The sequence below is a fragment of the Candidatus Thiosymbion oneisti genome (assembly GCF_900092655.1).
Classification (GTDB): Bacteria; Pseudomonadota; Gammaproteobacteria; order Chromatiales; family Chromatiaceae; genus Thiosymbion; species Thiosymbion oneisti.
The window spans coordinates 1-14,233 of sequence record NZ_FLUY01001263.1; the positions used below are offsets into that span (position 1 = coordinate 1).

Below are 14,233 nucleotides of genomic sequence, written 5' to 3' on the forward strand. Positions count from 1 at the left end.
CAGACCATGAAAAGCTGGTACCAAAAACAACCCAATCTGTTCAAAAAACGTGTCTATAATCTGGCGGGACTTGACAGGTAGATTACCAAAATACCTGGTATCTGTATCTATTGGCGCATAAAAGGGACAGCCCGCAAGGCACGTTCTTTGCACAAGGCACATTTTTTTCACGAGATAACTATATCCATGGATTCCGTTCCAAAACCTTGGAATCATGGGAAGATTTGGGTCCGATTGTTCAGCCTTGGAATAACCAACAGAGACTATGCGCAGGCAGTGCACTTGCAGTAGATAAAACAATTTACTTCTTTGGTTCCTATACATTCGACATTGTTCCTAAGGAAATACTGGATCAACGGCTATATCTTACGACCTCAAAAAACGGCTACGAGTTCTCTAAATCGCTGAAGTTCCGCTTGGAACCCGATCCTGCATGGTATGGGACAAAGCGCACACATCCCGTTACCAATGAAATGGTGTTCGCTTGGCGGGATCCTTTCATTTTCCAAGACCCTCCATCCGGCAGGTATTATCTCTTCATTTGTGCGGGTGCAAAACGATGGGGAGTTCCGCCGACGGTGGCTGTAGCAGTTGCAGAGAATATCATGGGACCCTACGAACTTCTGCCTCCTGCCGTGGACATGACAGTCAAACTTGATGGAAAAAACCAGCAAGCGCTCGGAGAAATCGAAAGAATTCAAATAGTCTATCGTAACAACAAATACTATATGTTGTTTTCATGCTGGCCGTTCCACGTAAACCAAGACTTCGCGAGGTGCTGCCAATCCATGGGACATTCAATCACGGAATCGACCATATATATTCTTTCATCGGACCAGGTCACCGGTCCTTATAGGTTAGATTTAAATTGTCCTACCGTGAAAAATAGTGCGCAGACAGGTCTATATGGAATCTACTTGATTACACCCAGAATCGAAGACGCCGATGAATCCATCCTGACAGGCTGGTTTCCTGAACACTTCACAGTATGTGTTACGGATAACTATAGAGTCGTTTGGGAAGAAGGAAACATCCATGTCAAAGAAGCACGTGCGATTCCTGCTCGTTGACTGCTCGAAAATTCGGCTCGTTATGGATTCTGGACTGCTAACGATCATGGCAGGACGCGATCGGACGTTTTGGAGTGCGGATTGATGGCTTTTCGGTTTGAATCACTCCCGACGGCAAACACCGGCAGCGGAGGACACACGGTCATGTCCAAGGGCCCTTCCCGTAAGCGAACCTTCGTCATCCTCGGCATCGTGTTCCTGGCTGGCAGCGTCTTCGCCGGCCTGTTCAATAGCGGCCTCGCCTTCACCAACCAAGAGGAATTCTGCACCAGCTGCCACACCATGCAGATCCCTTTCAGAGAGCTTCAGGAGAGCGCCCACTACAAGAACGCCTCGGGCGTCGGGGCCACCTGTGCCAGCTGCCATGTCCCGGAACCCTTCTTCCCCAAACTGCTCGCCAAGCTCATCGCGGCCAAAGACGTCTATCACGAGCTCATGGGGACCATCGACACCCCGGAGAAGTACGAGGCCCGCCGTTGGGAGATGGCGAGCCGGGTCTGGGCCAAGATGAAGGTAACGGACTCCCGGGAGTGCCGTTCCTGTCACGACTTCCGGAGCATGGACCTCACGGAGCAGGATCGCAGCGCGCGCAGCAAGCACGGAAATGCCGAAGACAAGGGACAGACCTGTATCGATTGCCACAAGGGCGTTGCCCACGAGGAACCGGACGCACCCGAGACGATCGGGGATGCACCGGACTCGGACGCCACATGACCCCTCTCCCCGAGCCGACCGCACGAGGCGTTGCCCTATGAGAGCCAAACCCATCTCCCTCGTTTTATACCTGCTCACCCTCCTGATCGGCTCCCTGGCCTGGTCGCAGGACGCCGACTTGGACAAGGAGCTGCGGCTGGCTGCCGCCATCGGCGATGACGAAGCCGTCGAGAAACTCTTGGATGCCGGTGCCGACGTGAATGCAGCCAACAAGTTCAATAAGACCGCCCTCATGATGGCGGTCGAGAACGACAACTTGGAAACGGTTGTCCTGCTCCTGGCCCGGGGCGCCGACGTCAACGCGCGCACGGTTGCCAACTGCACGGCGCTGACCTTCGCCGCCGAGAACGGCCACAGCGGCATCACCGCCCTCCTGATCGAGCGTGGCGCCAATCTGCATGACCGCACCCGCGCGGGCTGGGACGCCCTGACCATCGCCGCTCGCTACGGTTTTACGAACATCGTCGACCAACTCCTGCATCGGGGGGCGGATCCTGAGACAAGGGACAAAGAGGGACGGACGGCAATGATGCATGCCGCGGAAAAGGGGCGCCCCAAGGTCGTCGAGCAGCTGCTCGCCGTCCACGCCGACCGGGAGGCCAAGGACAAGGAGGGCGCCACGGCGCTGACCATCGCCGCCGGAGCAGGCCAGCGCGAAGTCGTCGCATCCCTCATCCGCCATGGCGCCGACGTCGATGCAAAAGATAAGCTCGGCGCCACCGCCCTTATTTGGGCCGCTGGCCAAGGCCATGCGAAGGTCGCCGAACAACTCCTTGCCGACGGCGCTGACCCGAACCAGCAGGACACGGACGGAATCACCGCCCTGATGGAGGCCGTCACGACCGATCACAACGCACTCATCGAAATCCTGATGGCATACAAGGCGGACCCGGCCCTGAAAGACAATCAAGGCCGTACCGCTACGGACATCGCAAAACACAAAGACAACGACCAAGCCGTTACCCTGCTGGCGGGGTACTGAGAGCCGGGTATTCGAATGGTGGGTGGCCCGCTGGTATGGATGCGCCCAAAAGCCGGGAACGGGAACCACGAATGCACACGAATATTTTCACTGGCCCCAAAGGCCCCTCTCCCACCGGGGGTGTCGCAAAAGGCACCGACCTTCGCCCTTTGACCCCCTCTTCCCAACCCCTCTCCCGGCGGGAGAGGGGCTTTTGTGACACCTTCACCGGGAGAGGGAGCCTGTCCCGAGCGGGCGAGGGATCTAGGGAGAGGGGGTCAAAAAGGAGATCGAAACAAGAAATTCCTTCCTTTTGATACGAACAATTCTGATCTCTTACCCACCCAAGACTTAGAGACAGCCGAAAAATGAACGCATCCGATGAAGCGATATGGAAAAAACCGGCTTGGATCACAGCAATCGTAGGACTAATTAGTGTCTTTCTCACGGTACCTGAGATTATTGGGAACTATCTGGCAAAGCAGCAGGACATTGAGATCGCCAAAGAGAATACTAGAGCCCTTAAGCTTAAAAATACCGAGTCAAAACAAGATCAAGAATTCGAGATAGTGAATAACATACTCGCTCGGCAGGGAACTGAACGTGTTTTTGCGCTACGATATCTTGCAGCCACTTTGGATGACCCAGATGCTAAAGCGTGGGCCACTAAAGAAGTGGAACGCCTTGATAAGCTTGCAGGCAGCCAAGAAGAACTGTCTAAAGCCAAACAAGAGTTAGAGAGAAAAGAAAAGGAACTACAAGCCCTCATTAGCAAGGGTGACGCCGATACGCAAAAGCTCGAAGCCGAGGTAGAGACTCTGCAAGCTTCTTTAGACTTGAAAGATACCGAACTTGCTGAGCTAAGGCAGAAAGCAGGTCTCGGTGATCAACGTACGCTCGTAGGTTCGCTCGGAGGTTTGTTAGCAGGCCTCGGTGATCAACGTATGCCCAGAGATTTGTTCCTTGTAACGATTACCTTTGATTGGTCTCTTGATGAGACAAAAGATATAGCGGGAATCAGGCTACGCCTCCGTGACGAGAGTAGTCTCGGCTACGAATGCAGACGCGGTAAAAAGCAATGTGAACAGGCGTGGGAGGGCTCAGTACCCGACTCGATTGAAATCGATTATGGGGCAGTATTCAAATCGGTTCGAGTAGTCGCCTTACACACAGGCGGGATCTTCGTGGATAACGATGTCATACCCTATTCATGTGCAGCCGAAGAAAAGCATATGGTGTGTAGACGGAGCTATAAAGAAGGAGCTTGAAACATTCCATCTTTATTGAAGGAAAAATATATGACAACAACACTAGCGAGTCCTCTTCGGAGCTTCATTAAGGAACAGGTGGAAATGGGCAATGTTCACTCTGAACAGGAAGCAAAAGCCAAGATCCTTGAAGCCCTTGAGGAGTTGGATGCGAACGAACTTAAAACTGCGGATTTGGAACGATCAAAGCAAGATTACCCAAAAACATCAGAAAAAAGACGGGATTTGTCAAAGTGGATAGGTGCTGCTCCAGGTATCTTTAAAACAGCCCAAGAAGTAGATGATTTTATCCGTAAGGAACGTGATACATGGGATTGACAGAACGACTAAGCAGTAGGCGGGTATATTTCGATACCAACATCGTAATCTATTTGGTCGAAGGGTTCATCGATTCCCAATCTGTTATTAATGAGCTTCAAGATCTGCTTTCAATAAATGACTGTGAGGCCGTAACAAGTGAGCTAACTCTCTGCGAATCACTTATTCAGCCTTTCAAGATTGAATCGGCGGAAGGAATAACCATCTATCGTTCTTTCCTTGAAGAAAGTGGTGTCTTTGATCCTGTTGCACCAAGTCGAGACATCTTTGTACAAGCGGCGTTCCTGGCAGGGACTACCGCCATGAAAATACCAGACGCTATACACGTAGCAACTGCGCTTGAAAGCAAGTGCGAAATGATGTTGACTAATGATAAGAAGATGAGAACGACAAAGGAGTTAGAAAAAATATTGTTATCAGATTATCAATAGCTCACGTAGGTTGGAGTATAATGCCATTAAGTTAGCTGTTGGCCGCTTGTCGTGGTGGGTCGGAATGCGAAAGAGAAAACTACGAATCATGCGAATCTGCGCGAATCCATTCGTGAGGATTCGTGCGATTCGTAGTTTTCTCTTACAGCTTGGTTTTCTCGTTCCCACGCGCTGCGTGGGAATGTGGAACTCCGCGCCGCGGAGAGAATCAGGCCTGTGTCCACCATTCCGTATACACGGGAACCAAACCCTCCAGGCCCAAATAATTCCGCGCACTGGAATAACGCCAATGCTCCGGCTGATCCACATACACGCGTTTAATCGGGTTGTTTTTCTCGTTCCCACGCAGCGCGTGGGAACGAGAGAAGATGCGGTTCGCTGCCTGCCCGCCCCGTCCCTGGGGAGGATGTCGCAAAAGGCACTGATCTTCGCCCTTTGATCCCCTCTCCCCAACCCCTCTCCCGGCGGGAGAGGGGCTTTTGCAACACCCTCCTGGGGCGGTGGGCAAGCACTCGCCGCATCCTACGCAGGCTGAAGTGCCGCCAACCGCCTCGGTGAGACATGCAGGCCGGACTACTCCAACGAGATCCGTAACGCCGCCGCTGCGGCCAAGGGTGAGAAGATCAGCGCCAGCAGCAGCAGGGCCCCGAGCAGCGAGAAATAGGGCAGGGCGTCCGCGCCATCGATGGCGCTCACCGTCACCGCTCCGGCACCGTACACCAGCACCGGGATATACAGGGGCAGGATCAGTAGCGACAGTAGGATCCCGCCGCCGCGCAGTCCCAAGGTCAGGGCCGCGCCGATGGCGCCGATCAGGCTGAGGATCGGCGTCCCCACCAGCAGGGACAGCATCATCGTGATGCGGGACGCCTCCGGCAGGTGGTACTGCAGCGCAATCAGGGGCGCGACCATGACCAGCGGCAGCCCGGTCAGCAACCAATGGGCCGCCACCTTAGCCAGCACCAAGATCGGCAGGGGCTGGGGTGTCAGCATCAGCTGCTCCAGGGTGCCGTCCTCATGGTCCGCCGCAAACAGTCGTTCCAGGGCCAGCATGGAGGCCAACAGGGCCGCTACCCAGACCACGCCCGGTCCCAGGATGCGCAGGGTCTGCCACTCGGCGCCCACACCCAGGGGAAACAGGCTCACGACGATCACGAAGAAGAACAGGGTCGTCAGCAGATCCGTGCGCCGACGCAGGGCGAGCCGGAGGTCGCGCCCCAAGATGCAGAAGAACACCCGCCACATGCCACTACCAATCGGGTCCTGCCGTTAGCCCTAAAAGCCCTAAAACCGCCAACAAGTTGCTTCCAGCTTCCAGTCGCCGGCTTCCAGCGATGTAGCTTTTGGCCACGGAAGCGTTTGAACCGCAAAGGCGCAAAAGACGCAAAGAACCCATCGGTCGAGGTAAGGAGCGGACCCCAACGAGAGAAAAACGACGAATCGCGCGGAACCTCGCGGATCGATTCGCGTTGATTCGCGCGCTTCGTAGTGCTCTCTTCAGGGCGGCCACGGCGCGTAGGGTGTGGTGAGTGCCTGTCTGCATGCAGGGACGCACAGGCAGGCAGCCGCATCAAGTAGCCCGCAGGTCCTGATCGAGGTAGCGCGGACCATCAGAGTGAGCACCTATCCAAAGGTTCGTCCCCGAGGTCTAGTTGCTGCACCTGGCCCGAGGTGAGCGGAACCTCCTGATGTGTGGTTAGGATCACTATACCGCCGTCGGCTACATGTCCCGCGATCAGCCGCAGCAGCAGGTCCACCGCATCGGTATCCAGGGTGATAAAGGGCTCATCCAGGATCCACAGCGGCGCCTTACTTACCAGTAGCCGGGCCAGGGCGACTCGCCGCTTTTGGCCCTGGGAGAGCGCCATGGCGGGCAGGTCCTCGTAGCCCGCCAGGCCCATTTGCTCCAGCGCGGACCAGAGCCGCCCCTCGTCCACCGGATTGCCGTCCAGGATTGCTGCCACGCGCAGGTTCTCGATCCCGGTCAGGTCGCCCTTGATGCCGTTCAGGTGTCCGCAATAGAGCAGGTCCGCGTGGTAGTCCTCACCCAGGTGGCGGCTGTCCTTCCCCTGCCAGCGGATTTCCCCGGCCTCCGGTACGAGCAGGCCGCACAAGGCACGCAGCAGCGTCGTCTTGCCGCTGCCGTTGCGTCCGCGCACGTGCAGCAGGGTCCCGGGTTCCAGCGCGAAGCTCACGCCGGAGAACAACCGGCGGTCTCCACGCCTGCACGCCAGATCGACAACCTTGAGCATGAATCGAGACGGATTGATGAGTAATTGGTGCCTAACGTTCCGGTACCTAACATTCCGGTGCCTAACGTTTCGGTCAGGGGCCAAGCGGATCGGGAGACGGCCATCCGAGCATCGGAGCCCCGGTGAGATACGCGGGTTACAGTCCGGCAAGATAGCCTTTGCGACGCTATTCCACAACCGCTCCCTAATCGCTGTCTGCGACCTGTGACTGCAACATCCTAATCTGTATAGTATGATCGAGGTCGCACTCGACGCGGGCGCGGAACCGAGGATGGGTCCTGCACCATCGCTGATAACCGACTTCGTATCTATTTTTGCCGCGAATCAACGTAAATGGACGCAAATGATTAATTATATTCATTCTGATTTGCGTTTATTCGCGTCCGTTTGCGGCTGAACGTTTGGAGCGCCGGCATTTTGCCGGCACCCGTAGGGGCAGCCCTTGCAGATTCCCGATCGTAGGAGATGACCCCTGAACGGTGACCTGGTGCGATCACTATATCGTGCGCTGAGACCTAGTTGAATAAAGGAGAATCATCATGAAACATCTTCTCATCACCCTTCCCCTCATCTCTCTGTGTGGTTGTACGACGATGACTGATCTGTTGGTCGAGCAACCGCCAGGCGAATGCCCCGGTAATCCGGAATTGCCGGCCAAGCTCCTTGCTTCGTTTGAACCCGTTGAGGATAAGGCACTGCTGAGTGCTGCGCTCGGTGCGCCGAAGCAGGGCGGGTTATGTCAGGGTAAGGTCTACAAAAGCAAGGAGGACGTTGAGATTACACTCTATCGGGCCTGGAACAGCACGGACCCAAAGAGTCGCTTGGGTGCATGGTGGGCATTCGATCGCCCGGACGGGAAGGTCAGAAAGTATCGTTCCGATTATGCGATCTGTTATGAGTGGTCGCCATTAGACAAGCTGACGCACTGCAATCTGAAAGCGGGTGCCAAACTGGTCATCGGTACGGGACAGAGTGCAAGGTGTTCCGAATACTTGATTTATCCATCGTCTGAGGCGAAACAAATCTACCTTGAAAATGCATCGGAATCGATATCCGATTGTCGGGATTATGATGCACGATTCAGTTGGGAGCCACCCGTGAAAGAGTTTCTGGCCCTGCCCAAGGTTCAATGAGTTTGCGGAGTCGTTTAAGCCACGGAGGCCAAGGCTATGAACTTCGATTTCCCCACTTTTTTGGTGCTGGCCTGTCTGGTCACCGGAGGTATCTGGCTTGCGGATGCGGTGCTGTTCGCGCCGCGACGCAAGCGGGCGTTGGTGCCGGATACGGGTGGTGCCGCACCTGCCGAGGCCGATGTGCCGGCGACCGGTTACAAAGAGCCGGTCATCGTCGAGTATGCGCGCTCCTTCTTTCCGGTACTCCTCATCGTGTTGTTGCTGCGTTCCTTCCTGGTCGAGCCGTTTCGCATCCCGTCGGGCTCGATGATGCCGACCCTGCTGGTGGGTGATTTCATCCTGGTGAACAAGTTTGCCTATGGGCTGCGGTGGCCGGTTCTGAACCGCAAGTTCTTGCAAATCGGTGATCCCGAGCGGGGGGACGTGGCGGTCTTCCGCTTTCCCCAAGAGCCCTCTGTCGACTACATCAAGCGCATCGTCGGCGTGCCTGGGGATGAGATTCGATATCGCGATAAGACCCTGTATGTAAACGGCGAGCCTGCTTCCCAAACGCCCGCCGGAGTCTACCTGGGCGTCGGCTCGGGGGCAAACATGACCGATACGGATCTGCGTCTCGAAGACCTCACCGGCCGCGAGCACCGGATCCTGGTCGATCCGAGCGTGCCGGATTATAAGTGCACTCCGTACTCCGAGCTGGCGGTCGGGAGGCGACTCAAGGTACCGAAGGGCAGCTACTTCGTGATGGGCGACAATCGGGACAACAGCAACGATAGCCGCTGCTGGGGCTTCGTTCCGGAAGAGAACCTGGTGGGCAAGGCCATTGCGATCTGGATGAATTGGGACACCCAACGCGACGGGTTTCCGGTGGATTGGGGCCGTCTCGGCAATCTCATCGAGTAATTCATTATTCCTGTGGGCGCAAACAATCCCATTCGCGCAGATTCGCGTGATTCGTCGTTTGTACCTAACGCCGCTAAAGGCTTTGCCGTGGTCACGTTGAAGGCGTCAATGAATATCGTTTCCGGATTTTGTATCTAGGTGTACTCGTGAGAGAGGACCCCGAGCAGCTGGCACCTGGGCTCGGTTATGAATTCCGCGAGCACGGATTGCTCATGCGGGCCTTGACCCATCGCAGTGCCTCCGGAGAGAACAACGAGCGGTTGGAGTTTCTGGGCGATGCCCTGCTCGGATTTGTGATCGCCGAGGCCCTGTGGGAGCGCTTTCCGGATGCGGATGAGGGCAGGTTGAGCCGGTTGCGGGCCTCCCTGGTCAAACGGGAATCGCTCGCGGCGCTGGCGCGTGGCCTGGACCTCGGTGCTTACCTGCGGTTGGGGGCAGGGGAGCTGCGCTCCGGTGGTCATGCCCGGGAGTCGATCCTCGCCGATACCCTCGAGGCGATCTTTGCCGCGGTCTATCTGGATGCAGGCTTCGCGACGGCACGCGAGGTGATTCTCTCGGTGTTCGCAACGCCCCTCGCTCGCGTACAGGTCGCAGGTACCTCGAAGGATCCGAAGAGCCGTCTCCAGGAGTTGTTGCAGGCGCTCAAGCGACCCCTGCCCGAGTACCAAGTGCTGCAAATCACCGGCAGCGATCACATCCAGTGTTTCAAAGTGCGTTGTACCCTGGCCGATGGCGCTGAAAAGACGCAGGGAGAAGGCACCAGCCGGCGGCGTGCCGAGCAGCAGGCAGCGGAACGGATGCTCGATCTGTTTGCGACTGGGGCCGACGGCTGAGAGGCTGTCTAAATTCTGTACCCGGTGGGGCCAGGAGAAAGCTGCGCTGACTAATATAGGGAAAGGCTCTTTATGGATTCCAGACTGCCAACGATCATAGCAGGGTTCCACCGGACGTTTTGGAGTGCGGCGGCCACTTCCCCCCGCTGCTTACCGGAACCGACAGCGCGAGGCATAAGCCGGGGATCGGCCAAGTGGCACGATCCTGCCGCCGCTTTGGATTGGACCACGCATCCGTCCCCAACAAAGGTGTTGCGGCCAGGGGAAAGCGCCGTCGCCGCGGCGCGGGTGGAACCGAAGGGGCCCGGATTCCCGGCCAATGCCATTGGTATCCCCCGTAGCTGAGGTTCGATGCAGCCGCGCCGCTTTGCCGGCGCACTCCAAAGCAGTCCGGAATCCATATTCTCTCCGCGGCACGGAGCAACCAGGTTCCCACGCAGCGCGTGGGAACGAGAAAATGTCGGCGATCCCAGAGGCCGACAGAATGTCGGCGGTCCCAGGGGCCGCAAAGTGTCGGCGGTTCCGGGGACGCTGGGACCGCCGTCTTTCAGACGGCTTACCCACCCAATGACCAGCTGTCTCTGTGTTCTCTGTGGTTTAAACTTCGCAGACAAGCAGCTGATGCCACCATTTTTGCGCCACCCGCCGAAGGGGACTGGCGTCCGGCGGATGGCGCAAGCTTATCCGCCCTACGCGGCTCAATGCATCCGCCGCAGTACATTGCGGCCAATGGAGTAGCAATGCAGGCTGGTGGGTACGAACTGGAGTTCGATGCCGTCGATGCGCTTGCTACCTTGCCGTGTCCGAGTGGTGATGAGCGGCGGGTGGCTTAGCCGATTGGCGGCGGCAAAGGCCAATACCCCTTTGAGATCCGCAGGGCGCTCGAAGAAACGGTCGCTCCACTTCACCTCCACCACCCAGTCGGCCTTGCGTTGCCCCGGATCGAGGCCCACCAGGTCCACCTCCAGTCCCTTCTTCCAGCGGGCGAAATAGAGACGCTCGATAAAGGCGGTGGCGTGTATCCATTGGGCGTAGATGGCGGTTTCGGCCAGGGCGCCTACGGCCTCGTGGTCGGCGCTGACCGGGCCATAGAGGGCGACCCGAATGGAGGGGTTGGTGAGATAGACCTTGAATCCCCGTGCGCGTTTGAACTGCTTTGCCGACTCATCCACCCGGCGGATACGTTTGATCAGGAATGCGGCTTCCAGGTATTCGAGGTAACGGGCCAGCGTGTTGGCAACCACACCGGAGTTCTGCGAGAGCTTGCCGATCTCCACCTCCTGGGCGGTATTGTAGGCCAGGGTGGCAAACAGGCTATTGAGCTCCTGGATATCGCTGATACCGTAGAGGCTGGGCAGATCGCGCAGCAGCACCTTGTCGATGACGTCGCTCTTGATGAAGCGTGACGGATCTTCCTGTACCCGTTCACTGAAGACCGCCTCAGGGTAACCGCCGAAGTTGAGATAGTTGATGAACTCCCGGTTGAGCTCATCCATCGCTTCCCCGGAGACCGCACGGAAGCCCCTTTCGGAGTCGGGATCTGCCTCAACCAATCCCTCTTTGCCGATGAAGTGGATATATTCACCGAAAGTGAGCGGAGGTAGCATGAAATCGGTAAAGCGGCCTGCCCCCGACTCCTGGCTCTTCAGCCGTAGTGCGGCAGCGGCGGAACCGGTGGCGATGAATCGATAGTTGGGGTAAGAATCAACCAACGATTTGAGATGGCGCTCCCACTCCTTCAGGTATTGGATTTCGTCGAAGAAGATATAACGGGTGGTGCCGGGTTCCAGTCTGTTCATCTCGGCCATCAAGCTGGTAAGCCATTCCAGCGAAAAGCCGGTATAAACCGGCGTGTCGAGCGCCAGGTACATCACCTGACTCGGCTCTACCCCTGCTTTCAACAGCCGTTCGATGGCGTGGTGAACCATCACCGTTTTCCCTACCCGGCGGGGTCCGAGCAGGATCACGGCCCGCTTTACACTCAGATCCGTTAGCAGATTGTAGAAAGAGGGAAGATAGTCGCGGGGCGGCAGATCGGTATATGGCGTTGCCTGTTCACCGTTCCACCAGGGATTATCGAAGCTCAGCCGTGATTCGACCTCTGTTTGCGATATATTCAGCATGGATTACCCGTCCTTGCACCCACCATGCCCCAGTTTAGCGGTAAGCATATAAAATAACATCAATTGACTGACGCTATTTTTCTTACCTCTCTTTTTTCTAAATAAATCAATTTGTTAAGTAAGTTGAATAAGGATTCTGCCACAAAGCTACGCCGATTCATGGCGCTTAGAGAGCAGCGGCCTGGCGCCTTTCAGAACCTCCTGATCGGCGGGGAAGACCAGGGTGGTGGTCAGTCTGACCAGGTTCCGCGGGGTGAGGTACTCACCCGCCGTGTCGTTGGCGCTCTTGGCGACGGGCATTGGCTACCTAACGTGGTGTTAGCGGGGAAACATGATTAAATTTGTTTCTCCAAGAACCTATTGAGCAGCTCGAGCGAGATCAAAGGGCCTAATACTCATCGTAACCGGGCCGATGATCTTTACACCAGATCCGGGGTAGCCGGAGCGGTTGGCGAGGTGGGTATGATGCCTACCTCGTCCCCGTCATGGAGTCGGGAGAAGCCCTCGGCGAACTGTTTGTTCAGGGTAACTCGGACCCGTTCTCGGTCGAATAGGGGGGCCGCCCCCGGCTTGCGGCGGCCGAGCCAGACCAGAAGGGTGTCTAGGTCCACCACGCTCGGCGGAGCCACGAGCTCCTCGGTCTCTTTGCGCAGCTTTTGGGCCAACCAGTTGAAGTAAAGGAGCTTGATCCGCTTTTCTTCCTGCTGCGGTTCCTGCCGCTGGTATCCGATCTGCTCCAGCGCCTTTAGATAGGCCGCCCAGTTTCGTTCGCGGTCCACCCCCAAGGCGTAGAGGGTGTCCCAGGAATAGATGCCGGTGTCATGACCGTCGTCGAAGAGGATCCGGACCCCATATTGCCCCTGGGGCTCGATCTGCTCGATATCCACCGCTTCCTTGCCAGTTACCGGTTGGCCCAGGGTCCGCACCTCGGCTGCCTTGGAGAAGACCCGGAGATACTCGTAGGGTAGCTCGAAGGCCACGCCGTCATCGAAGACGATGGACAGGAGCCGGGATTTGTGGTGGAGGCCGATATCCGTCGGGCGGTGTCTTGCGGATTGGTCGGTCATTAGGGGTTGCGTTTGGTTGGTTCGTCTATGGGTTTGGGGTACGGTGTCGTGGCGGCTGCATCCTCAAGGTTTGGGATCGAATGCTATTCGTCCTCGAACAGGACGAGATAGTCACCGTAGCCCTCCTGCTCCAGGTCCGCGACGGGGATAAAGCGCAGGGCGGCCGAATTGATACAGTAACGCAGGCCGGTCGGCGTGGGGCCATCGTCGAAGACATGTCCCAAGTGGGAATCCCCGTGGCGGGAACGGACCTCCGTGCGCATCATTCCCAGCTTGCGATCTTCCCGCTCGACGATCAAGTCCGAATTCAGGGGCGAATGAAAGCTGGGCCAGCCGGTACCGGACTCGAATTTCTCCCGCGAGCTGAACAGGGGTTCGCCGGAGACGATGTCCACATAGATACCATCCTGCTGGTTGTCCCAGTATGGGTTACGGAAGGGCGGCTCGGTGCCTGCCTCCTGGGTCACAGTGTACTGCAGCGGCGTGAGCCGACGCTTGACCTCCTCCTTGGCGGGCCGTTGCCAAGGCTCGTTCTCGGCGGGTCTCTCATCGACCTGTCGGCCCTGTTCGGTGGCAATCGCCTGGGCCTTCGGACCTGACCCCAGGGACCATAGCATTCCTATGCCGACCAGCGGCAGGGTCGAGACGAATAGGGTATGTAGGCTCATGGTTCTCCTCCATAGCGGGTGTCGCAAAAGGCACTGATCTTCGTCCTTTGCTCCCCTCTCCCCAACCCCTCTCCCCAACCCCTCTCCCGGCGGGAGAGGGGCTTTTGCGACACCCTTCCCATAGGCATAGTCGAAGCTGTCGAGCCCGTGCTAGCGATGGTAATCGCAGAACAAGGTCTCGGCATAGCGTTTGCTTTCATTGTAGCGGCTCCTCGCCCCGACCGGATTCACCTTGCTCCAGTAATCCTCAGTCTACGGGTGTATGCTTGGATCATCATAGAGCTCGCTGGTGCTGGCCTGGAAGATCCGCGCCCGTAACCGCTTCGCCAGACCGGGCATGTTAATCGCACTGTGCCCGCTTGTCTTGGTGGTTTGCATGGGATCCTGCCAGGGGGTGTTGACATTTAGAAGGTCCGCACAGCGGACCCTACTATCCAGCTGATTCTCTCGTTCCCACGCGCTGCGTGGGAACGCGGAAGCTCCGCGCCGCGGAGT

15 protein-coding genes and 2 pseudogenes are annotated in these 14,233 nt (G+C 57.1%); 9 read left to right on the forward strand and 8 right to left on the reverse strand.

The annotated features are described in order from the left end of the window. The first annotated feature begins 110 nt into the window (after positions 1-110). From BQ17_RS20775 to BQ17_RS13135, 6 genes are all read left to right on the forward strand, one after another. Positions 111-1,070 (forward strand): glycoside hydrolase family protein, encoded by a 960-nt coding sequence (locus BQ17_RS20775; RefSeq protein ID WP_141699266.1) that lies wholly within the window; start codon positions 111-113, stop codon positions 1,068-1,070. Between the two features lie 144 nt (positions 1,071-1,214). Next, positions 1,215-1,784 carry a NapC/NirT family cytochrome c gene (locus BQ17_RS13115; protein ID WP_089727774.1) on the forward strand — a complete coding sequence of 190 codons (570 nt, stop codon included), beginning with the start codon at positions 1,215-1,217 and terminating at the stop codon, positions 1,782-1,784. Between the two features lie 37 nt (positions 1,785-1,821). Next, positions 1,822-2,766 carry an ankyrin repeat domain-containing protein gene (locus tag BQ17_RS13120; RefSeq protein WP_089727776.1) on the forward strand — a complete coding sequence of 315 codons (945 nt, stop codon included), beginning with the start codon at positions 1,822-1,824 and terminating at the stop codon, positions 2,764-2,766. A 347-nt stretch (positions 2,767-3,113) separates the two neighbouring features. Further along, a complete protein-coding gene (locus BQ17_RS13125; RefSeq protein ID WP_089727778.1) occupies positions 3,114-4,013 on the forward strand; it encodes a hypothetical protein in 900 nt (299 codons plus the stop codon). 30 nt (positions 4,014-4,043) lie between these two features. Further along, on the forward strand, positions 4,044-4,331 hold the full coding sequence (locus tag BQ17_RS13130) for a hypothetical protein (RefSeq protein ID WP_089727780.1): 288 nt from the start codon (positions 4,044-4,046) through the stop codon (positions 4,329-4,331). Continuing rightward, entirely contained in the window at positions 4,322-4,762 is a 441-nt protein-coding gene (locus BQ17_RS13135) for a type II toxin-antitoxin system VapC family toxin (RefSeq protein ID WP_089727784.1), read from the forward strand. Before BQ17_RS13130 ends, BQ17_RS13135 begins: the two co-directional genes overlap by 10 nt. 573 nt (positions 4,763-5,335) lie before the next feature. Here BQ17_RS13135 and ccmB read toward each other — a convergent pair. Both ccmB and ccmA read right to left on the reverse strand, forming a co-directional pair. Next, complete coding sequence (gene ccmB, locus BQ17_RS13145; protein ID WP_089727787.1) at positions 5,336-6,007, reverse strand: heme exporter protein CcmB; 672 nt, start codon at positions 6,005-6,007, stop codon at positions 5,336-5,338. Positions 6,008-6,372: 365 nt separating this feature from the next. After that, a complete protein-coding gene (gene ccmA, locus BQ17_RS13150) occupies positions 6,373-7,014 on the reverse strand; it encodes a cytochrome c biogenesis heme-transporting ATPase CcmA (RefSeq protein WP_089727788.1) in 642 nt (213 codons plus the stop codon). A 539-nt stretch (positions 7,015-7,553) separates the two neighbouring features. On the opposite strand from ccmA, the gene BQ17_RS13155 reads away from it, so the two are divergent. From BQ17_RS13155 to rnc, 3 genes are all read left to right on the forward strand, one after another. Then, positions 7,554-8,147, forward strand: coding sequence for a hypothetical protein (locus tag BQ17_RS13155; RefSeq protein ID WP_089727790.1), 594 nt, complete (start codon positions 7,554-7,556; stop codon positions 8,145-8,147). Positions 8,148-8,183: 36 nt separating this feature from the next. Further along, positions 8,184-9,047, forward strand: coding sequence for a signal peptidase I (gene lepB / locus BQ17_RS13160; protein ID WP_089727792.1), 864 nt, complete (start codon positions 8,184-8,186; stop codon positions 9,045-9,047). 146 nt (positions 9,048-9,193) lie between these two features. Continuing rightward, positions 9,194-9,880 (forward strand): ribonuclease III, encoded by a 687-nt coding sequence (rnc, locus tag BQ17_RS13165; protein WP_089727794.1) that lies wholly within the window; start codon positions 9,194-9,196, stop codon positions 9,878-9,880. 698 nt (positions 9,881-10,578) lie between these two features. On the opposite strand, the gene BQ17_RS13175 is transcribed toward rnc, so the two are convergent. From BQ17_RS13175 to BQ17_RS13190, 6 genes and pseudogenes are all read right to left on the reverse strand, one after another. Beyond that, positions 10,579-12,003 (reverse strand): ATP-binding protein, encoded by a 1,425-nt coding sequence (locus BQ17_RS13175; protein ID WP_089727798.1) that lies wholly within the window; start codon positions 12,001-12,003, stop codon positions 10,579-10,581. Positions 12,004-12,150: 147 nt separating this feature from the next. Further along, positions 12,151-12,303 carry a hypothetical protein gene (locus tag BQ17_RS21895; RefSeq protein WP_176722419.1) on the reverse strand — a complete coding sequence of 51 codons (153 nt, stop codon included), beginning with the start codon at positions 12,301-12,303 and terminating at the stop codon, positions 12,151-12,153. A 119-nt stretch (positions 12,304-12,422) separates the two neighbouring features. Further along, positions 12,423-12,743 (reverse strand): MoaD/ThiS family protein, encoded by a 321-nt coding sequence (locus tag BQ17_RS24215; protein ID WP_369406475.1) that lies wholly within the window; start codon positions 12,741-12,743, stop codon positions 12,423-12,425. Further along, a pseudogene (locus BQ17_RS24220) lies at positions 12,717-13,070 on the reverse strand (gamma-butyrobetaine hydroxylase family protein); the annotation flags it as partial. The pseudogene BQ17_RS24220 and the gene BQ17_RS24215, both read right to left, overlap by 27 nt. Positions 13,071-13,153: 83 nt before the next feature. Next, positions 13,154-13,738 (reverse strand): peptide-methionine (R)-S-oxide reductase MsrB, encoded by a 585-nt coding sequence (gene msrB, locus BQ17_RS13185; RefSeq protein ID WP_369406474.1) that lies wholly within the window; start codon positions 13,736-13,738, stop codon positions 13,154-13,156. A 153-nt stretch (positions 13,739-13,891) separates the two neighbouring features. Beyond that, positions 13,892-14,122 (reverse strand): annotated as a pseudogene (locus BQ17_RS13190) (GDP-mannose 4,6-dehydratase); the annotation flags it as partial. Positions 14,123-14,233: the final 111 nt, after the last annotated feature.